The sequence below is a fragment of the Mesorhizobium sp. M1143 genome, from assembly GCF_040318435.1.
GTDB lineage: Bacteria > Pseudomonadota > Alphaproteobacteria > Rhizobiales > Rhizobiaceae > Mesorhizobium.
Map to the genome: position 1 here is coordinate 1 of NZ_JAMYMJ010000041.1, position 19,712 is coordinate 19,712.

The window sequence follows — 19,712 nt, forward strand, 5'->3', positions numbered from 1 at the left end:
CCGGCGTGGCAAAATTGTTCGAGGTCGCGGACTGCGTGGCGGCGGCGATGATGGTCGGGTTATCGGAACCCGCGACTTTCTCGAGCGCACCGGCACAGGCCGCGGCATCGGCAACGGCCTGCAGCTTGAGGCTGCTGTAATACCAGAAGGATGTCTCCACACCGAGGCCGGCGCCGCCAACCACGACCGGCAAGGTGAAGGCAACGATGACGGCAACGTTACCGTTCGTGGCGCGCCTTAGGCGGCTCAAAGCAAACCAAATCCGGGTGAACGCGTTGGATGCCATATGTATTAGAAACCACGAATAGATAAACGAATGTCTAAAAACTCCATTCCGATTCGACGTAGTCGAACGGGCTAGCTAGGCGCAAGTTGCAGCGACCGCGCAACATCCTGTCGGAGGTTCCGCCCCAATCGACGAATGCGAAATATGCCGCTATCCCGAACTTTGTTGTCGACCAAGTGACATTTAAATGCCCCCTCTGCGAAGAAGCTATCGAGAAGACAGGGGACACCGCGCTGCCGGTAAGGGGAAAGATCGGCTCACGCCGCCTCAGGAACTTTGTGCAATCCGTCCGGGGCTGGCTCTGAGGGCCACACACGCCCGAAACCAACCACTCCAGCCACGATCAGTCCGTGAGGCGCCCACGAAACAACGTGGTGCCGTCGGTCAGCTGCGACCTGGAGATATCCCGGAACCCAGCCCCGGCCATCCACCCGCGATACTGACCTTCCGTGTACGATTCGCCCGCGCGGTAAAGGTTCAGGAAGGTGAGATTGAGAAAGACACCCTCAGGCGGGCCGAGACGGTCGTCATCGACGACACCCCACCCCGCAATTGCGATCTCGCCTCCTTGGGTGAGGCAACGCGCCGCGTTCAGGATCGAACTGCGCGCCTGGTCCGGCGGCAGGACCTGGACGACAGCCTTCAGGATTGCCAAGTCATGCCGGCCGGTCGATGGCGCGACCGTTATGTCGCCTTCTTCGACAACCACATCGCCGGCACCGTATTCCGACAGGATCGCTGGTGCGACCGCCGCGACCGTCGGGAGTTCCATCAAAGTCGCCGCAATATGCGGCCATCGCTCGCGAAGACCGACCAGAATGGTCCCGGCGCCGCCGCCGATGTCGATCACCGAACTGACCGCCGAGAAGTCCAGTTCACGGGCGAGATTTCGGCCGAAAATCACCCCTCCCGGTGCGAGCATGCGGCTGAAGGCCGCTGCGGATTCTGGCCCCGCTTCGGAAAAGTCGTGCAGCGCGGCCGGCCGATTCTGCCGCAGCGACTCTGCGGTCAAAAGGTCGGCTCCCCAGAGTTCGCGCAGCAGCACATGATCGCCGCCGCGATAGGTCGGCTTGGACGCGTCAAGAAACTCCGACGCTTCGGCTCCGTTGCGAAACTGACCATCCTCGACGTCGAGGAGACCGATGCTGGCGAGCGCGTAGAGGAGCCGCGACAGACGAGCGGGCTCGACTTTGAGCGCTGCCCCAAGGCTGTCGGCAGTCGCAGCATCGCCGCCGAGCCAGGTGAAGATGCCAAGGTCCAGCCCGGCACGAAGCGCCAAGGCGGGGGGCACCCCTGCGATCAGCTTGTCGATCCGATCGGAATCCACCATGTCATATCCCGTTGTGCGATCCAGGATCGACTTTGAACAGCTCGGCCAACCTCGTCAAATCAGTTCGCCAGCGCGCCGCTCTCCGCGTCGAGCAGGTTCAGCTTGGCGGTATCGGGTTCGACGTAAAGCGTATCTCCGGGGCCAGCGCTGATCCTACCAGCGCCCGCGACCGTTGTGCGCCGGCCCGGCATACCTCAAAAATCCGGCTGTGATAATGGCTGGTCGCGCCTTCGGACGCTACGCAGGCAAGGCCAGCAGCGCCAGTCCGGCCAGCGCCGAGCCGGCCAATGTCGGCAGCATGCCGATCCTCAGTTTCAGCATGGCGACCATGGCGGCCGCCGCCAGCAGCGCGGCGCGCCAATCCAGCGACGACAGCACCGGTAGCTCCATCCCAAGACCAAAACGGTGCACCGCGCCGAAGACGACATGCAGTGCGAACCACAGCGCAAGGTTCATCACCACGCCGACCACAGCCGCCGTGATCGCACTCAGCGCCGCCGACAGCGCCTTGTTGCCGCGCAGCGCCTCGATGTAGGGGGCACCCAGAAAGATCCAGAAGAAGCACGGCACGAACGTCACCCAGACCGTCAGCAATGCGCCGAGCGATCCGGCCACAAGCGGTCCCATCGCACCGGCGTGACGATAGGCGGCGACGAAGCCGACGAACTGCAGCACCAGGATCAATGGTCCCGGCGTCGTCTCGGCCAGACCAAGCCCATCGACCATTTCACCCGGCGCCAGCCAGCCGAACGAGGTCACCGCTGCCTGCGCGACATAGGAGAGCGCAGCGTAGGCGCCGCCGAATGTGACCACCGCCATCAGGCTGAAGAAGCCGCCAAGCTGTGCCCAAACACTGGCAGGGCCGGTCAGCGCCAGGATCAGTACGACCGGCCCGAGCCAGATCGGCAGCCAGATCGCGATGGTGCGCGGCGCGTGCCATTTCGTCGGCTTGGTGTGAGCGAGGTCGCCGCGTTCGAACATGACGTCGACGGCGCCCCTGACATCGGGCAAATTGTCCTTGCCGCGTGCGGCTCCGGAAAAACGCGCCGGTGCCAGGCGGTTGCCGATCCAGCCGGTCAGCCCTGCAACCAGGATGATCAGCGGAAACGGCAGCCTGATGACATAGATGGCAAGGAACGCGGCCACCGCGATCGCCATCATCACCCGGTTCTTGAGCGCCCGTTTGCCGATGCGGAGGACCGCCTCGACGACGACGGCCAGCACCGCCGCCTTGATGCCGAAAAACAGCGCCTCGATGACGGGCGCATCATTGTAAAGCACGTAGAAGATGCTGAGGCCCAGCATGACAAACGCACCGGGCAGCACGAACAGGATGCCGGCAACGAGGCCGCCGGCGGTCCGGTGCAGCAGCCAGCCGATATAGATGGCGAGCTGCTGTGCCTCGGGGCCTGGCAGAAGCATGCAGTAGTTGAGCGCATGCAGGAACCGCTGCTCGCCGATCCAGCGGCGATCCTCGACCAATTCCTTGTGCATCAGCGCGATCTGTCCGGCCGGCCCGCCGAAGGAGAGCAGGCCGATCCTTGCCCACAGTTTCGCGGCTTGGCGGAAGGTCGGGACGATCGGAGCCTCGGTAGCCTGTGCATCGTCGTCCGCGGCGAGGGCGCTCATGGCGCTTTGCCCGCGCTGGGCCAATTGTGGGTTTCGTCAGTGGCATCGCGGCACCATCTGAAGAACGCATCGTAGAGCAGCATGCCGGCATCAAGCTGTTCGAGATCGTCGCGGAACATGCGCGACAGCCCGAGCGATGCAGCGAGGAACCCGGCCGCCTGCGGTACGAGATCGAGGCGCGCCGTATCGGCTGCACGCACGATCAGCGCAAGGCGATCGAGCGCTTCGGACCGCAACCCGAACTCTTCGATCATCGTGTCGAAGGTGCAGCGCTCGCCGCGATGGCTCCAGAACACGTCGTCGATGTCGAAGGCAACCGCCCCAAACCGATCGGCGGCCGCCAGCACTTCAGACGGCTCGACAAACAGGAACACCGCCGAGGGGATCGACGAAGCGGCGGATCAGCCAAGGACAGGCGATGCGGTCGACCTTGGGGCGGGCACGCGTCACCCAGACCGTGCGGCCCTTGTCGTCGCGGGGCAGTATCTTGTCGGCCTTGACCAGAAGTCCCTTGGCCGCCTGCCACGCCTCGAAGCCGCCTTCAAGGGATTCGGCAGCAATGCCCTCATGGCGCAGCCATGCGGCAACGCCTTGCGAGAGCTTCAGCCCCTTCTGGCAGATGACGACAGCATGAGCCCCCGTGAACTCGGCCGCCCAGCTCGAAACAGACTTGAAGTCGCGCCGGCACGAGGCCGGAAGCAGCCGCGGATCGACGTCGTAGTCTTCGTCGATGCGGACATCGACAAGAACAGGCGCGTCGGACAGACCGACAAGGCGGGAAAGCTGCGCTACGGTGATTGCGGTTGTTGACGGCATGGCGTCCACCTCCAGAGTGAGAGTTTGGACGCGATCATTGGGCTGACGCCTCACGGGGTCGTCGCGAAGGAACCCCTTGCCACAATGCTGGATTGATCTTTCGTCTTTGTCAAGGAAAGAGCGGCGCCGGGGAGCGCGCCTACTGCGCCGTCCAGCCGCCATCCATCGGCAAAGTCGTGCCGGTAATCTGCCTGGCCGAGTCCGAGCACAGAAACAGCGTCAGCGCGGCGAGCTCCTCGACGGTGACGAATTGCTTCGTCGGCTGTGCCGCCAGGAGCACGTCGCGCTTGACCTGTTCCTCGGTCATGCCGCGCGCCTTCATCGTGTCGGGGATCTGCTTTTCGACCAGTGACGTCCAGACATAGCCGGGCGCGATGGCGTTGACGGTGATGCCGTCCTGCGCGACTTCCAGCGCTACCGTCTTGGTCAGACCCGCTATGCCGTGCTTGGCCGAGACGTAAGCCGACTTGAACGGCGAGGCGACCAGTGCATGCGCCGACGCGGTGTTGATGATGCGGCCCCATTTGCGCGCCTTCATGCCGGGCACCACGGCCTTGATCGCGTAAAAGGCGGCAAGCAGATTGATGCGGATGATGGCTTCCCACTTGTCGTCGGGAAACTCCTCGATTGGCGCGACATGCTGTATCCCGGCATTGTTGACCAGAATGTCGAGGCTGCCTAAGGCCTGCTCGGCTTCGCGCAGCATGGCGGTCACCGCTGCGCCGTCCATCATGTTGGCGCCGGAGTAGCGGCACTGGACGCCGAAATCCTTCTCGATGCCGGCGCGCTCCTGTTCGATCGCCGCGGCTTCGCCAAGGCCGTTGATCGTGACGTTGGCGCCCTCGGCGGCAAGGGCGCGGGCAATGGCCAGGCCAATGCCGCTGGTCGATCCGGTGACGAGCGCATTCTTCGAAGAAAGGGAACCCATGGAGATCTCGCGACTGTTAGGAGGACTACAAAGGCACATAGTTTGTGCGCCACAACATGACAACGCCATAACCATATGTCGGCGCCATCACAGCCCTAAAACGCGCTTTGCCGGCCTCGCCGAGCGCCGTCTCGAGGCTGACACGGCAGTGTTATGGTGCGGCGCAACATAGTCGGCCGCGCATTCGCGCAGTCATTCCTGAACCATCGATCCAACGAATCAGGGGGGCTGTAGCTTGAAATCGCCGATGTCGTGATGCGTGCCTATGCCATGCCGCTCACCAACCGTCCTTTCCGCCCGGCCCGTATCGCTTCTTCGACCCGACGCCTTGAGCTATCCCGCAATCTCCAGCAGGGCCGATACCAGCAAGCGGCGTTCGTCGGCGGAAAGCACGTCGGAATCGAAGAGGTTCATGCTGCGCAGCCCTTCGATGGCCAGAAAGCAGACCAGCAGCGTCTTGAGGTCCGGCGTCTCGCTCTTCAGCCGCTGCAGCAGCTGTGACTTGAAGGCTTTTATCGGCGTCAGGAAATCCGGATCCTCGGCGATCGCCGAGAATATCCACGAAGCCGTCGGCTTCGGCTCCTCACAATCATCCGCCGAGAGCCGGATATAGGTGGCGAGGAGGCTCTCGCCGCTGGCGCCGGCGACACGGCCCGATTCCAGCGCCAGCTCGAAGGCGCGCAGGTAATTCTCCACCAGGCCCTGCATCAGTTTGGCCTTGGTCGGAAAGTTATATAACAGGCCGCCTTTCGACACGCCGGCGCGGCTGGCGACGGCGTCAAGCGACAGGCTGCCGGGACCGGCCTCGCGTGCGACATCGGCGGCGGCGGCGAGTATCTTGTCGCGCGAATTTGCCCTTCGGGTCTTCATCGATCCCTTCCCCCGCACCAGCCTAGGCGGAATTGACAAGACCGTCCAGACGGTACAGTAAGTTCGCCGTCATTTGTAATCGGGACCTGGCGTCGATAAGTGTCCCGCTATTCGGCTATTTTGCCGGACATCGGCCGAGGGGACAGTTCGTGAAGCGCTTCATCTCTATCACCGCAATTCTGCTTCTGCTCGCTTTGGTGTGCGTCGGCGTTGTCGGCTTCAACTTGTTCCGCGATAACGCTATCAAACAGTATTTCGCCACCATGAAGCCGCCGGCGACGACCGTATCGACGGTTGTCGTCAAGCCTTCCGACTGGACGCCGGGCGTCGAGGCGATCGGCACGGTACGCGCCGTGCGCGGTGTCGACCTTACCGTCGAGACCAGCGGCATCGTCAAGGACATCCTTTTCCATGCCAACCAGAAGGTGCCTGTCGATTCGGTCCTGCTGCAGCTCGACGATGCCGTCGAACGCGCGGATCTCGTCGCGGCCAAGGCGCAGTCCGTGTCCGACAAGACGGCACTCGAACGCGCGCTGGAACTGCAACGGCGCGGCGTCGGCACGGACGCCACGCTCGACACCGCTCAAGCCGCTGCATCGGCTTCCGCGGCGCAGGTCAACAAGCTGCAGGCCGTGCTTGATCAGAAGCAGCTGACGGCGCCGTTCGCCGGCACCGTGGGCATCCCCAAGATCGACCTCGGCCAATATCTCTCGCCCGGCAACGCAGTGGTGACCTTGCAGGATCTGGACACCATGCGGGTCGATTTCTCGGTACCCGAACAGCAGTTGCCGCTGCTCAAGATAGGCCAGGCGGTGCGGCTCGGCCTCGGCGGCACCGGCGGCGGCGCCGACATGCCGTTTGCCGGCTCCATTCGCGGCATCGATCCCAAGATCGACGCTTCAAGCCGCCTGGTGTCCGTCCGCGGCGAGGTCGCCAACCCTGACGGCAAGCTGACGCCCGGCCAGTTCGTCCAGGTTCGCGTCGAGCTGCCGCAGGAGAAAAACATTCTGTCCTTGCCGCAGACGGCATTGACGTCGAGCCTCTATGGCGACTTCGTCTTCGTCGTCGTTCCGGCGAAGCCGGCGGAAGGCGCTCCGGCCGCGAAACCCGAGGAAAAGCCTGCTGCAGGGGCCGACGCGGCAAAGCCGGCGGCAGATGCAAAGCAGGCCGGCGCGAAACCGGCTGCCGAAGACGCCGCGGCGAAGCCCGCGGCCAAGCCGGCTGTCGACCCCGCGAAGCCCGCGGCAGAACCGGAAAAGCCGGCGCTTGTGCTGTCGCAGGTATTCGTGAAGCCCGGCCGCCGCAACGACGGCATGGTCGAGATCATCGAGGGCATCAAGGCTGGAGACGAGGTCGTCACCGCCGGCCAGAACCGTCTCTTCAACGGCATGTCCGTCGCTGTCGACAACACCATTGACCCCAGCAAGTCGGCTAACCAGCAGGCTCAGCAATGAACTTTTCCGACATCTTCATTCGCCGGCCGGTCCTCTCCACCGTCCTCGCCTGCATGATCCTGCTCCTGGGTTTCCAGGGCATCTTCAACCTGTCGATCCGGCAGTATCCCAAGGTTGACGAGACGGCGATCACCATCACCACCGCCTATCCCGGCGCCAGCGCCGACCTGATCCAGGGCTTCATCTCCGCCCCGATCGCGCGGGCCGTCGCCTCGACCGAGAACATCGACTACGTCACCTCGTCCAGCCGGCCGTCTTCGAGCACCGTGGTCGTCCAGATGAAGCTCGGCTCCAATCCGGATGTCGCGCTCACCGAGGTCCTGTCGAAGGTGCAGGGCGTACGCGGCACCTTGCCGGATGCATCCAAGGACCCGGTCATCGTCAAGGGCACCGGCCAAGAGTTCGCGATGATGTACATCTCGATGCAGAATCCGAACATGAGCAAGGAGCAACTCACCGAATATATCGAGCGCGTCGTGCGGCCCCGCATGTCGACGGTCGAAGGTGTCGCCGACGTGCAGATCTTCGGCGCCGAGGAATATTCGATGCGGGTCTGGATCGACCCGGTCAAGCTTGCTGCGCGTGGCGTCACCGCCGCCGAAGTGCTGGCGGCGATCAACAACTCCAACTTCCTGTCGGCGCCCGGCAACACCGAGAACGAATATGTCGTCTCCTCGATCACGGTTCGCTCGACGCTGCAGACGCCTGAGGCCTTTGCCGAGCTTCCGCTGCGCTCGACGGACGGCCAGGTGGTGCGCTTGCGCGACGTGGCGCGAGTCGAGCTTGCCGCCGAGAGCACCGACACGAGGGTGAGCTTCAATGGCAAGCCCGGCACCTTCCTCGCCATCTTCCCGACGCCGGCCGCCAACCCGCTGACAACGGCGGAGGCGATCCACAAGATCGTGCCTTTGATTCAAGAGACGCTGCCGAAAGGCATGACCATCGAAATCGTCTATGATTCCACCGAACAGATCAGCGCCTCGATCGATGAAGTGTTCAAGACCATCGCCGAAGCCGTCGCCATCGTCGTCGTGGTCATCCTGTTGTTCCTCGGCTCATTCCGCTCGGTGATGATGCCGATCGTGACCATCCCGCTGTCGCTGGTCGGCGTCTGCTTCCTTTTGTTTGCGGTCGGCTATTCGATCAACCTTCTGTCGCTGCTGGCCATGGTGCTGGCCATCGGCCTTGTCGTCGACGACGCTATCGTGGTGGTGGAGAACATCCATCGCCACATGGAGGAGGACCACATGTCGCCGATGCAGGCGGCCTTCAACGGCATGCGCGAGATTTTCTCCGCCATCGTGGCCATGACCATCACGCTCGCCGCCGTGTTCGCGCCGCTGGCCTTCACCGGCGGCCTGACCGGTGCGCTGTTCCGCGAGTTCGCGGTGACGCTCGCCGGTTCGGTGGTGCTGTCCGGCCTCATAGCCGTCACCATCACGCCGATGATGGCGGCGCGTCTGCTCAAGGCGGGATCGCACAGTCGCTTCCAGCGCGTCGTCGACGGAACCTTCAGCCGTGTCGAGCATGTCTATGAGCGGGCGGTCACCGCCTCCTTGAGAAATCGACCGGTGACGCTGCTGATGGTCGTGGCGCTGGTTGCGCTCACCGGCTTCATGTTCACCAAGACCTCGAGCGAACTGGCGCCGGAAGAGGACCAGGGCTTCCTCTTGTCTATCGTGACGGCACCGCGCTACGCGACCTCGGACTACACCGAGACCTACGTCAACCAGATCCTCGGCCTGGTGAAGGACATTCCCGAAACCAGGGCGCAATTCTCCGCCGTTGCCTTTGGCGGCGCCACCAACGGCGCCTTTGTCGGCTTCGCCTTCAAGGATTGGGCCGAGCGCCAGCGCAACTCAAAGGAGCTTCAAGCCGATATCCAGGGACGCCTCGGCAAGGTGGCCGGCGTCGAGGCCTTCGTCTTCGCGCCGCCGACGCTGCCGGGCTCCGGCGGCGGCCTGCCGATCTCCATGGTGGTGCGCTCGACCGGTGGTTCCGCCGAGGTCTACGAGGCGGCCGAGCAGATTAAGAACAAGGCGCAGGCCTCCGGCCGCTTCATCGTCGTGCAAAACTCGATGTCCTTTGACGCTCCGCAGGTGACGGTGACCATCGACCGCGACCGCGCGGCGGCTCTCAACCTGCCGATCGCCGACATCGGCCAGACGCTGACGCTGCTGGTCGGCGGCGCCGAAGTGGCTCAGTTCGACCGCGACTCCAACAGCTACGACATCATCCCGCAGGTGCCGAAGGAATTCCGCGACAATCCCGAGAAGCTCGGCGAATATTTCGTGCGTAGCGTGACCGGCGAAATGGTGCCGCTTTCAGCGGTGGTGAAGATTTCGACCAACGCCGCGCCGGCCGCGATCGAGCAGTTCAACCAGCTGAACTCGGCGACGATATCAGCGCTGCCGCTTCCCGGCGTCACCACGGGCGACGGGCTGCAGACCCTGGAGAACCTTGCCAAGGAGAGCCTGCCCGATACCTTCTTCATCGATTATTCCGGCCAGTCCCGGCAGGAGAAGGAGCAGGGCAACACGATCCTTATCGCGTTCGCAGCCGCCGTAATCGTCATCTATCTGGTGCTGGCGGCGCAGTTCGAAAGCTTCCGCGACCCGCTGATCATCATGATGGCGGTGCCACTGTCGATCTTTGGCGCCATCGTGCCGCTCAATCTGGGGCTTGGAACGCTCAATATCTACACGCAGGTCGGCCTGATCACACTGATAGGTCTGATCACCAAGCACGGCATTCTTCTGGTCGAGTTCGCCAACCAGCAGCGCGAGTTGCATGGCATGAGGCGGCGCGATGCGATCGTCGCCTCGGCCAAGGTGCGCTTGCGGCCGATCCTGATGACGACAGCGGCGATGGCGCTCGGCGTCGTGCCGCTGATCGTGTCCAGTGGTGCAGGTGCGGCGGCGCGCTATTCGATGGGCCTCGTGATCTTCACCGGCATCCTGGTCGGAACCATGTTCACCCTGTTCGTGGTGCCGATGTTCTACACCTTCATCGCCAGCAAGGACCTGCCGCACCACGCCGAAAAGCCAGACCCGAAGCTGATGCCGGTGCACGCGGACTGAGCGCGAACGGCGTCAGCGAACAAACGAAAAGAGGCCGGAAATTCCCGGCCTCTTTTTTTGACTGGATTGATTTACCGCGAAGCCCCGATGGAGCTCCAAGGCGGGAACTTGCGGTGCGGCATGACCTGTCCGGCTGCGCTGCACCATCGCTCCAAACGCAGTCTGCTACTTGACGATGACGATGCTGGTGTTGGTCGGGCCGAAGGTTTCGACCAACTGGTAGAAGTCGGCGGCATTGTCGGGATGCAGCCGCACGCAGCCATGCGACGCCGGCCGTCCCAGCCGCTTGATGGCGTTGGTCGCATGCACGGCGTAGCCGCCGCTGAAGAAGACCGAATGCGGCATCGGCGCGTTGTCGTATTTCTTCGAATGCCACATCTCGTGCATGCGGGTCGGCTTGAACGAGCCGGTCGGCGTGACATGCGCACTGTCGCCGGTCGAGACCTTCCAGGCGAAAGTCGGCCTGCCATCGACCAGCACTTCCATGGTCTGCTGCGACAGCGAAACACGCGCCACGATCTGGTTTGCCGCGGCATGGGCGGTGCTGTTGGCGGTGCCAAGCAGAAGCGCGGCGCCGCCGGCTGCGGCGGTGACGTTGATGAGTTTGGCGGAAATGGCTTTGTACATGATGGCTCCTCTTTGCCGGTCCTGCCGGCGTCAATTCGGTGGCCGCCTTATCCCCGCGCCATGTTTCAGACTGACTTCGCTGAGGCTCGTTTGTGTTTCGAATCTGTTTCCTCTGGTTAACAAGCAAGGTGGACAAGGGAAGCGTGCTCCGCCTTCGCTGCGCACTCCCGATCACGCACCGCGCCCCCAAACGAAAGTGCTGATGTCCTTATATGAAAGAAGATTGGCTTCGCTCGAAACCGACTTGCAACAAAGCGCGGCCTGGGCGGCATGATCTGGTTACAGGCTCGCGGCACAGTCATCCCAACGAGAACAGCCGGCGCCAACGAAAATGAGCATCAAATCGACCACCCTGTCCTGGCTCTTCAGGATAAGCATCGCCGCATTTGTCGTCGGCGGCATCGGCACAGTAGCCGGCACCCCGATGACGAAACTGGCGGTGATGAATTCGGGTGAGATTTCGACGCTGCATGCCCCGCTGTTCATAGCCTTGGTCTGGATTGTCTCCAGTCTGCGCATCAACCGTCTCAGGGCCCTCTGGCGGGTCGGCCTCGGGTTGAAGTGGATGCGCGGCCCCTCCGGCAACTTGCTGCCGAGAGGACCGAAGGCCCGCGTCGCAACGGGGGGCTCCGTGGGCGACGCGGGCACTTCGGGTTTATCCTGAAGCACCCGCGGTTCTGATTTTTGGGGACAACCGATGAAGACGAAATCTGCAGCCTCCGTGCTTTCGGTACTGCTCTATGCACAAGGCCTGCTCGGCTTTGCCGGTCTCGCCACGGTTCTCCTGAAGGACCGCGCGCATGCCGCCAGCGAAATCGTAGTCGCCAGCGAATTGCCGTCGGGACCATCGCTTCTGGTGGTGCGCTGACGCCTATGCATGGCGCCCGAGATTGCGCAGCTTTTTTGGGCGAGCCGAGGAACAATCCAGCCTCCCGACCCTCAGTCGGCGCGCTGCGTCGGCGGGTCGAACCGGTAGCCTGCGCCGCGTATAGTTGTGATGGTTTCGGTGTCGAGCTTGCGGCGCAGCCGCACGATGCGCGAATCGATCGAGCGGTCGAAGGCATCGGCATTTTCGGCGGGCGCCGCCGCAATGATGTCGTCGCGCGTCAGCACCTTGCGCGGGCTGGCCAGAAACAGCCTGAGCAGCGCCACCTGGCCCGGCGACAGCTGTTCTTCCGTACCCGAACGGTGCATGACGATGGCCGACCGCAAATCGACGGTGGCATTTTCCAGCACGATCAGTTCCTGGGCGGACCTGCCGCGCCGCGTCAGCAGGCCGCCGATGCGCGCGGCAAGCTCCCTGACATTGAGCGGACTTTCGACGACATCTGCGGCGCCAAGCTCGAGCGCCAGCACCTTGTCGACCAGATCGGCCGGCCGGCAGATCAGGATGAAATCCGGCCCCGCCTTCCCGTCCGCGCTCTGGCCGCCGCCATAACGCCTGAGCAGGTCCCGCCCTTCCGCCTGGCTGAGGCTGTCGCCGACGATGACGATATCGATGCCTCCGGCCGAAAGCAGGGATTCAGCTTCCCAGGGCTGCCGCGCCTCGCGCACGTCATGGCCGCGCCGGTCGAGATGATCGGCAAGATCGCCGGCCACCACATCGGCGACGGAAACCAGCGCGATGACGGATCGTGCAGCCATGTTTTTCTTCCCGTTCCCCCGCAACCGGATATGAGTGCTGGACATCATGTTTATACCCAATCTACTTTCCGCTGAAAGCGGGAGCGAGGCCATAGTGCGGGCACGGATTGTCATCGTCGAGGACGAGCCCGATCTCCGGGACGCGGTCGCCGAGTATCTCGGCGCCAACGGCTACGATGTGACCCAGGCCGGAAGCGCGGCCGAGGCGCGCGCCTTGCTGGAGACGGAATCGTTTCATTTGGCCATTCTCGACATCGCCATGCCGGGCGAGGACGGACTGTCGCTCGGCCGCTGGCTGCGCTCGAAAATACCGGTCGGCATCATCTATGCCACGGCTGCCGGCACCGCACTCGACCGCATTGTCGGGCTGGAGCTTGGCGCCGACGACTACATCGTCAAGCCCTACGAGTTGCGTGAGGTGCTGGCTCGTGTGCGCAGCGTGCTGCGCCGCGTTCCGCAGCCGAGCCCGCCCCAGGCGGCGAAGACACAAGCCGATGGCGGCCGCCGCCTGACCTTCGGCCCGTTCCAGGCCGACCTCGACGGCAGGCTTGTCACCGGCGCCAACGGCGCCGTCATCGACATGGCCAAGAGCGAGTTCGATGTGCTGGAGGTTTTCCTGACCCGCGCCAACCGGCTGTTGACGCGATCGGCGATCTCCGAGGCGATTGGTTTTGTTGAGGATCCTGAATCGTCGCGCGCCGTCGACATTCGCATCATGCGGCTGCGCAAGAAGATCGAAACCGATCCGGCCAATCCGAAATTTTTGCGCACAGTGCGCGGCGAAGGCTATATCTTCTCGCTGCCGACCGGTGACGGGCACTAGAGCAATTACAGGAAAAGTGTACGCGGTTTTCCGCCCGGAATTGCGTAAAAACAAAGAGATAGAGGCTTCTCCGTTTCCGTGAAACGGTGAAACGCTCTAGCAATTCCAGGAACAGTGCGTAGCGATTTCCGTTCGGGATTGCATTGAAACATGGAGCGTTTCACCTTTTTCGTGAAATGCTCCATAGCTGCCTAATTCGACGGCCCTTTACTGATGGCTGACATGACCGCTGAACCAGCACCACGTATGGACCCGCAAGGCGCTCGCCAGAGCGCCGCGATGGCGGCTGTGCGCGTCGTCCGCCGGTTGCGCGATGCCGGCGACTGGCAGCGCGAGATGGAAACCATCCTCGAAACGCTCTGCAGCGCCATGAATTGCCAGCGCGGCATCCTGTTCAGGCTGCGCGAATTGCCCGGCCAGGGCTTCGCCCAATCGGTCGCCGCCTACTGGATCGATCCTCGCTTCGGCGGCGAACTGGCTTCGCCGACGGTGATCATGCAGTCGATCGTCGATACCGATCCGCTGCTGGAGCGGATTGGAGAGGACGAGCGGCAAGGCAAGATCTTCGCCGGCCATACGCGCGATCTCGACGGGTTCCTCAGGGCCGATTTCGAAAAGCAGCACATCAAGTCGTTCCTGTCGGTATCGGTGTTCGCGCACGGTCATCTGTGGGGCACGTTCGCGGTCAATGACTGCCTAAACGAGCGCGAATGGACCGAAGAGGAAGAGGCGACGATGCACATCATCGCGCTCGCCATCGGCGACGCCATCGAGCACTCGCCGTCCGACGCCCATGCCAGCGAAGTCATCCGCCGCACCATGCTGCAGGCGTCGCTCGACGCCATCATCGTCATCGACGAGACCGGCTCGATCATCGAATTCAATCCGGCCGCCGAAAAGATGTTCGGCTATCAGCGCAGCGACATCCTCGGCAAGGACCTGCTCGATACCGTGGTGCCGGAATATTACCGCAAGGGCTATGTCTCGGGCGCCGAATACATGTCTGGCCGCGGCGCGCCGATGGTTGGCCAACGGCTTGAGACCGTGACACAGAATGCGGCCGGCGAGGTGTTTCCCATCGAATTGACGGCGACCGAGATGCGGGTGGCTGACCGTCAGCTCATCTTCGGTTCGATCCGCGATCTGCGCGATAAGCTGCGCGCCGAAGAAGAGATCAACCGCCAGCGCGAAAAACTGCACCAGAACGAGAAGATGGCGGCGATGGGTTCACTGCTGGCCGGTGTTTCGCACGAGCTCAACAACCCGCTCGCCGTGGTCGTTGCGCAGTCGACGCTGCTGCATGAATTCGCCACCGACCCGCAGACCAAGGTTCGCGCCGAGAAAGTGCGCGCCGCTGCCGAGCGCTGCGGCCGCATCGTCAAAAGCTTCCTGTCGATGGTGCGCCTGCATCCGGCGGCGCAGGCCGAGACCGATCTCAACCAGGTGATCCGCGCCGCACTCGAAGTAACCGCCTATGGCGCACGCTCGAGCGGCATCATCATCGACACCGATTTCGCGCCCGGCCCGCTGCTGGCGATGGCCGATGCCGACCACGTCACGCAGGTGGCCGCCAATTTCCTGATCAACAGCCAACACGCTCTGGCCGGTATCGGCGGCGACCGCCTGATCAAGGTGCGGACATTCCGCAGCGATCGCGGCAACCCCGGGTTTTCGGTCGAGGACAACGGACCGGGCATTCCCGAGGCGATCCGCAGCCGCATCTTCGAATCCTATTTCACCACCAAGCCGGTCGGCGTCGGCACCGGCATCGGCCTGTCGATCTCGAAATCGATCGTCGAGCGCCACAACGGCAATATCTGGTTCGAGGAGGTGCTGCCGCGTGGCGCGCGCTTCGTCGTCCAGCTGCCGGTAATCACCGGCGGCGCGGCAGCAGCCGGCGACAGCCCGGCTCGTTCCAGCGGCTTGCGCCATGCGCTGATCATCGACGACGAACCCGACGTCGCCGGCTCCCTCTCCGACATCCTGGAACTGATGGGTATCAAGTCGCGGGTCGTGCCGGCCTGGACGTCGGCGGCGGCGACCTTGACCGGCCACATGCCGCCAGACATCGTCTTTTCCGACTTGCGCATGCCCGGCACCAGCGGCATTGCCATCTACCGCGAATTGCTCGCCGACAACCTGGCGCTGGCCAAACGCTTCGTGCTGGTCACCGGCGACCTGATCGGCGCCAAGGCCGAGATCGAAGCCTTGCCGGCGCCGCAGCGCCCGCAAATCCTGGAAAAGCCGTTCTCGACGCTGGACGTCCGCGGCGTACTCTCGGCAATAGCCGACCAGGTCGCCGCCGCCGGCTAAGTTTTCGGAAGCACCCATGTAGGGTCTATCGAGATTCGGGTCAGGCCGAGTCGAGAATGGTGGTTCCCGAGAACCGGAGCGGAGCGTACTTGAAGTACGCGAGCACCGGAAGCGCAGGGAACCTCCATGCGCAGGCCGGCCTCACCCGAATATCGATAGGCCCTAAAAAAGAGGCTCCCGACCGAGGGAAGCGGCGGGAGCCAAGAACGAGCGCGGGAGGAAGCGCTCGGGAGGTTCAGAAAACGTTGGGTGTCGTGGTCAGCGGCGCTGCGTTGGCGATCATGCGGACGGAACGCGCCTTGTGCACGCCGGACTGGGCGGCGATGACGCGCAGGCACTCCGCGCTCTCGGCGCCCCAGGCCTGACCCTGGCAGGCAAAATCGATTTCCGGCTCCGGCAGCCGGGCGGTCTTGATGGTGGTCGGCGCGCCCTGGACAACATTGGCCGGCGGGTTGAGCGAAGCAAAAGCCGGACCGGAAGCCGGTGTCAGGAACATGACGGCCAGAGCGCAGGCGCCCAGCATGGAGAACATCGCAACCGGATGGTCGCTGGCGCGCTGACGCAGTGCCAGTTTGGCGCGTCGTTCGTTGCTAGTGATCTCGACTTTCGTATGCATTGCTGCTCCCCTTCGTTTTCTTATGAAACGAACCTAAGCGCGCCTGGTAACGGGCGAATGATGCGCTTGGCTTGCCCGCGTAACAGGTTTGAAACAAGAAATTCGGGCATATCCGGACAGATCCGGTCATGTGCCGACGGCAAGATGCGTTTGCGAAGCTGTTTCATCCGGGCAATCAAATGTTGACGACAGGCGGGCCGCGAACGCACCAAGCCCGCTTCCTGTCGGCCGCACTATGAACAAGCTCACACTGCGGATCGAATTTGCGGACGCCAGGTATTTTCGTCTCGGAGCGGGCCGTGTTTGCAAGCTCGGCACGGCCAAATCCGCATGCCGGACAGCTATTTCACGCCCCCGGTTAACGCCCGGATATTCCGGGATTTTCTGGCTTTCAGCTGGTCCTGTTGTGCCGACTTGAAAAGTTGTGATTTCTACAAGCCATTGCATTTCAATGTAAAATATGGTTTTATTGAATGAGTATTCAATAAAAGAAGAGCTTTTTTATGAACCCGCATCTCCGTGACGTGGCGATCCCCAATGATTGGGACCGGCGGGGTCTGCCGGGCTGGAGTTATCACTCCGACGCGCTTCTCGAACTTGAGAAGGAATACGTCTTCCGCAACCATTGGCAGATCGCCGGCCATGTCTGCGACGTGCCGAATGCCGGCGACTATCTGACTATGGACGTGGTCGGCGAGCGGGCGCTCATCGTGCGCGGCAAGGACGGCGTCGTGCGCGCCTTCAACAACATGTGCCGGCATCGCGGCAGCCGCGTCGTCGCCGACAGCCAGGGCACTTGCAAGAACGCGCTGGTCTGCCCGTTCCATGGCTGGGTCTACAATCTCGACGGCACGCTGCGCGGCGCCGCCCGGCCGCGCTCCTTCCCCGAGCTCGACAAGACCGAATTCGGCCTGATGCCGCTCGACCTTGAGATATGGATGGGCTTCATCTTTGTCCGCTTTCGCAAGGGCGGCCCGCAGCCTTCGGTGGCCGAACTGTTGAAGCCGATCGAGGCCGAGATGGCACACTACAACGTGGCCGAGATGGTGCCGTCCTGGGGCATCTGGACACAGAAAACGCCGGTCAACTGGAAGTCGGTGCGCGACGTCGACAATGAAGGCTACCACGTCGCCATGGCGCATCCGGCGCTGCAGGATCTCTACGGCTCGACCTATTTCGACGAGCCGTTCATCAACGGCGTGTCGCGCTCGTTTGCCACCTACAATCCGCATGCCGGCCGGCGCTGGAGCGTGCGCGAATACATCAAGCTCACGCCCGATGCCTCACACCTGCCGGAGCATCTGCGCAGGGCCTGGATCTATTACGGCATCTTCCCCAACAACGCGCTGTCGATCATGCCGGAATCGGTGCAGTTCTATCAGGAGTTCCCGCTGTCGACCGGCGAGACGCTGCTGCGCGGCGCCATCTACCGCTACCCCGACGAGACCCGGGAACAGGCGGCCGCCCGCTATCTCGCCTACCGCATCGACCGCGATACCATGAACGAGGACGTGCAGCTTTCCGTCTGGTCAAACGAGTCCATGATCTCGGAGGCCTTCGAGGGTTTTTATCTCTCCGACCTCGAATACGGTGTGCGCACCCACCACGACCATCTGCGCAAGCAGATCCCGGTGCTGGGCCTGGAGACGGCGCCGGAGGAGAAGGACATGTGGAACCTCAATGAGGCTATGCGCTCGCAGGTGTAGGGGCGGAACTGCCAGTCACCCCTGCCACACGCCCTCTTTGCGCAGATCGTCCATGGTCCGCGAAATGCCTTCGCGCAGGATCGCCACCATGTCGTCGATCTGCTCTCGCGTGATGATCAGCGGCGGCGACATCACGCACATGTTGATCAGCGGCCGGACCAGGAGGCCGAGTTCGTGGCAATGCGCGTCGATGCGCTTGCCGACATCCTTGTCGAGCTGCAGCGGATCCTTGCTTTCGCGGTCGGCTACGCACTCGACGCAGCCCATCAGGCCCATGCCGCGGACTTCGCCAACCAGCGGCAGTTCCTCCAGCGTCTTCAACTGCGCCTGGAAATAGGGCGCGACATCGCGCGTGTGGGCCAGCACGCTGTCTTCCAGGATATCGAGGTTCTTCAGCGCCACCGCGCAGCCGATGGGATGACTGGTATAGGTCAGGCCATGGCCGAACATCGCATCGGGATGGTTGGAACGGCGCATTTCCTGAAGCAGCCGCTCCGAGATGATGACGCCGCCAAGCGGGAAATAGCCTGATGTAACGCCCTTGGCGAAGGTGATCATGTCGGGGTCGATGCCGAAGCCATCGCCGGAGGCAAAGACATGGCCGAGCCGCCCGAAGCCGGTCACCACCTCATCGGAGATATAGAGGATATCGTTGTCCCTGCAGATTTCGCGAATGCGCTTGAGATAGCCATCCGGCGGCACGACGACGCCGCCGGATGCCTGCACCGGTTCGCCGACGAAAGCACCGATCTTCTCTGCGCCGACGCGGGCGACCGCATCGCGAAACTGATCGACCAGGAAATCGCAGAAGGCGGCGATGTCAATGCCTTTCGGCCGCCGGAACGGGTCTGGCGAGGACAGTTTGACGACCAGATCGTCGGCGCCGTCCATCCAGTCGCGGTCGCGCGGCCGGCCGTTGAGCGAGGCCGACAGATAGGTCGAGCCGTGATAGGCGCCGCCGCGGCTGAGGATCAGCTTCTTTTCCGGCCGCCCGCGCACATTGTTGTAGAACTGCATGAAGCGCAGTGCCGTCTCGACAGCCGACGATCCGCCGGTGGTGAAGAAGGTATGGCTGAGATCGCCCGGCGCATGATCGGCGAGGCGCTTGGCGAGCTCGGCCGACGGCGCATTCATCGTATACCAGGGCGTGTTGTAGGACAGCATCATCGCCTGGTCGTACATCACCCTGGCCAGCTCCTCGCGGCGGTGGCCGACATTGATGCACCACATGCCGGCCGGCCCGTCGATCAGTCGCTTGCCTGTTACATCGGTGAGGTAGATGCCATCGCCCTCGCCGATCAGCGCACGCGCTTCATTGCCGACCGAGCCGGCATAAGGCCAGGGCTGGATGAGATGGCGCTTGGCCAGCTCGACCGCATCGCCACCGTCAGCCATTTCCATCGCTCTTAGGTCTCTTGCAGCCGCCATCATTGCCTCGCATCGTCTGAGCGTAATTTCACCGGACAGAAAGCGAAGCGCCAAGGGCAGGAAAGCCGGCTTTCTTCACTTCATTTTGAATGTCCGTTCAATCAATATTACAGAAATAGCGCTTGATTTCAATGCACGGATGCGCTCATGATGAAAGAAAGC

16 protein-coding genes and 1 pseudogene are annotated in these 19,712 nt (G+C 63.0%); 7 read left to right on the plus strand and 10 right to left on the minus strand.

Annotation, left to right across the window (positions count from 1 at the left end; translation table 11 throughout):
* From NKH35_RS23105 to NKH35_RS23130, 6 genes and pseudogenes are all read right to left on the minus strand, one after another.
* A partial coding sequence (locus NKH35_RS23105) for a pilus assembly protein TadG-related protein (RefSeq protein WP_352916559.1) occupies positions 1-286 on the minus strand: 286 nt, incomplete at its 3' end.
* Positions 287-629: 343 nt separating this feature from the next.
* Positions 630-1,616: a methyltransferase gene (locus NKH35_RS23110; protein WP_023727273.1), complete on the minus strand. Its 987-nt coding sequence runs from the start codon at positions 1,614-1,616 to the stop codon at positions 630-632.
* A gap of 237 nt (positions 1,617-1,853) precedes the next feature.
* Positions 1,854-3,245, minus strand: a complete 1,392-nt coding sequence (gene chrA, locus NKH35_RS23115) for a chromate efflux transporter (protein ID WP_023734627.1) — start codon at positions 3,243-3,245, stop codon at positions 1,854-1,856.
* A pseudogene (locus NKH35_RS23120) lies at positions 3,242-4,061 on the minus strand (chromate resistance protein ChrB domain-containing protein). The gene chrA and the pseudogene NKH35_RS23120 overlap by 4 nt, the downstream one beginning before the upstream one ends.
* Positions 4,062-4,200: 139 nt before the next feature.
* Positions 4,201-4,989, minus strand: a complete 789-nt coding sequence (locus NKH35_RS23125) for a 3-hydroxybutyrate dehydrogenase (protein ID WP_023734628.1) — start codon at positions 4,987-4,989, stop codon at positions 4,201-4,203.
* 333 nt (positions 4,990-5,322) lie between these two features.
* Positions 5,323-5,859 (minus strand): TetR/AcrR family transcriptional regulator, encoded by a 537-nt coding sequence (locus NKH35_RS23130; RefSeq protein ID WP_023831992.1) that lies wholly within the window; start codon positions 5,857-5,859, stop codon positions 5,323-5,325.
* A 149-nt stretch (positions 5,860-6,008) separates the two neighbouring features.
* On the opposite strand from NKH35_RS23130, the gene NKH35_RS23135 reads away from it, so the two are divergent.
* Together NKH35_RS23135 and NKH35_RS23140 are read left to right on the plus strand one after the other, a co-directional pair.
* Entirely contained in the window at positions 6,009-7,313 is a 1,305-nt protein-coding gene (locus NKH35_RS23135) for an efflux RND transporter periplasmic adaptor subunit (protein ID WP_352916560.1), read from the plus strand.
* Complete coding sequence (locus tag NKH35_RS23140; protein WP_023696405.1) at positions 7,310-10,393, plus strand: efflux RND transporter permease subunit; 3,084 nt, start codon at positions 7,310-7,312, stop codon at positions 10,391-10,393. Before NKH35_RS23135 ends, NKH35_RS23140 begins: the two co-directional genes overlap by 4 nt.
* Before the next feature lie 165 nt (positions 10,394-10,558).
* On the opposite strand, the gene NKH35_RS23145 is transcribed toward NKH35_RS23140, so the two are convergent.
* Complete coding sequence (locus NKH35_RS23145) at positions 10,559-11,020, minus strand: L,D-transpeptidase (protein ID WP_023683946.1); 462 nt, start codon at positions 11,018-11,020, stop codon at positions 10,559-10,561.
* 331 nt (positions 11,021-11,351) lie between these two features.
* Here NKH35_RS23145 and NKH35_RS23150 point away from each other — a divergent pair, with 331 nt between their 5' ends.
* On the plus strand, positions 11,352-11,684 hold the full coding sequence (locus NKH35_RS23150; protein ID WP_352916562.1) for a hypothetical protein: 333 nt from the start codon (positions 11,352-11,354) through the stop codon (positions 11,682-11,684).
* 33 nt (positions 11,685-11,717) lie between these two features.
* Complete coding sequence (locus tag NKH35_RS23155; protein ID WP_023670062.1) at positions 11,718-11,888, plus strand: hypothetical protein; 171 nt, start codon at positions 11,718-11,720, stop codon at positions 11,886-11,888.
* Between the two features lie 71 nt (positions 11,889-11,959).
* Here NKH35_RS23155 and NKH35_RS23160 read toward each other — a convergent pair whose 3' ends face one another.
* Positions 11,960-12,664 carry a response regulator transcription factor gene (locus tag NKH35_RS23160; RefSeq protein ID WP_023670063.1) on the minus strand — a complete coding sequence of 235 codons (705 nt, stop codon included), beginning with the start codon at positions 12,662-12,664 and terminating at the stop codon, positions 11,960-11,962.
* A gap of 94 nt (positions 12,665-12,758) precedes the next feature.
* Here NKH35_RS23160 and NKH35_RS23165 point away from each other — a divergent pair, with 94 nt between their 5' ends.
* Positions 12,759-13,487 carry a response regulator gene (locus NKH35_RS23165; protein WP_023670064.1) on the plus strand — a complete coding sequence of 243 codons (729 nt, stop codon included), beginning with the start codon at positions 12,759-12,761 and terminating at the stop codon, positions 13,485-13,487.
* Between the two features lie 222 nt (positions 13,488-13,709).
* Positions 13,710-15,800 (plus strand): hybrid sensor histidine kinase/response regulator, encoded by a 2,091-nt coding sequence (locus NKH35_RS23170; RefSeq protein WP_023670065.1) that lies wholly within the window; start codon positions 13,710-13,712, stop codon positions 15,798-15,800.
* A gap of 235 nt (positions 15,801-16,035) precedes the next feature.
* On the opposite strand, the gene NKH35_RS23175 is transcribed toward NKH35_RS23170, so the two are convergent.
* Complete coding sequence (locus tag NKH35_RS23175) at positions 16,036-16,416, minus strand: hypothetical protein (RefSeq protein WP_023670066.1); 381 nt, start codon at positions 16,414-16,416, stop codon at positions 16,036-16,038.
* Between the two features lie 503 nt (positions 16,417-16,919).
* Between NKH35_RS23175 and NKH35_RS23180 the strand changes: the two genes are divergently transcribed.
* Positions 16,920-18,122 carry an aromatic ring-hydroxylating oxygenase subunit alpha gene (locus NKH35_RS23180; RefSeq protein ID WP_023696407.1) on the plus strand — a complete coding sequence of 401 codons (1,203 nt, stop codon included), beginning with the start codon at positions 16,920-16,922 and terminating at the stop codon, positions 18,120-18,122.
* 15 nt (positions 18,123-18,137) lie between these two features.
* Here NKH35_RS23180 and NKH35_RS23185 read toward each other — a convergent pair whose 3' ends face one another.
* Positions 18,138-19,550, minus strand: a complete 1,413-nt coding sequence (locus NKH35_RS23185; protein ID WP_352498128.1) for an aminotransferase — start codon at positions 19,548-19,550, stop codon at positions 18,138-18,140.
* Between the last annotated feature and the right edge of the window lie 162 nt (positions 19,551-19,712).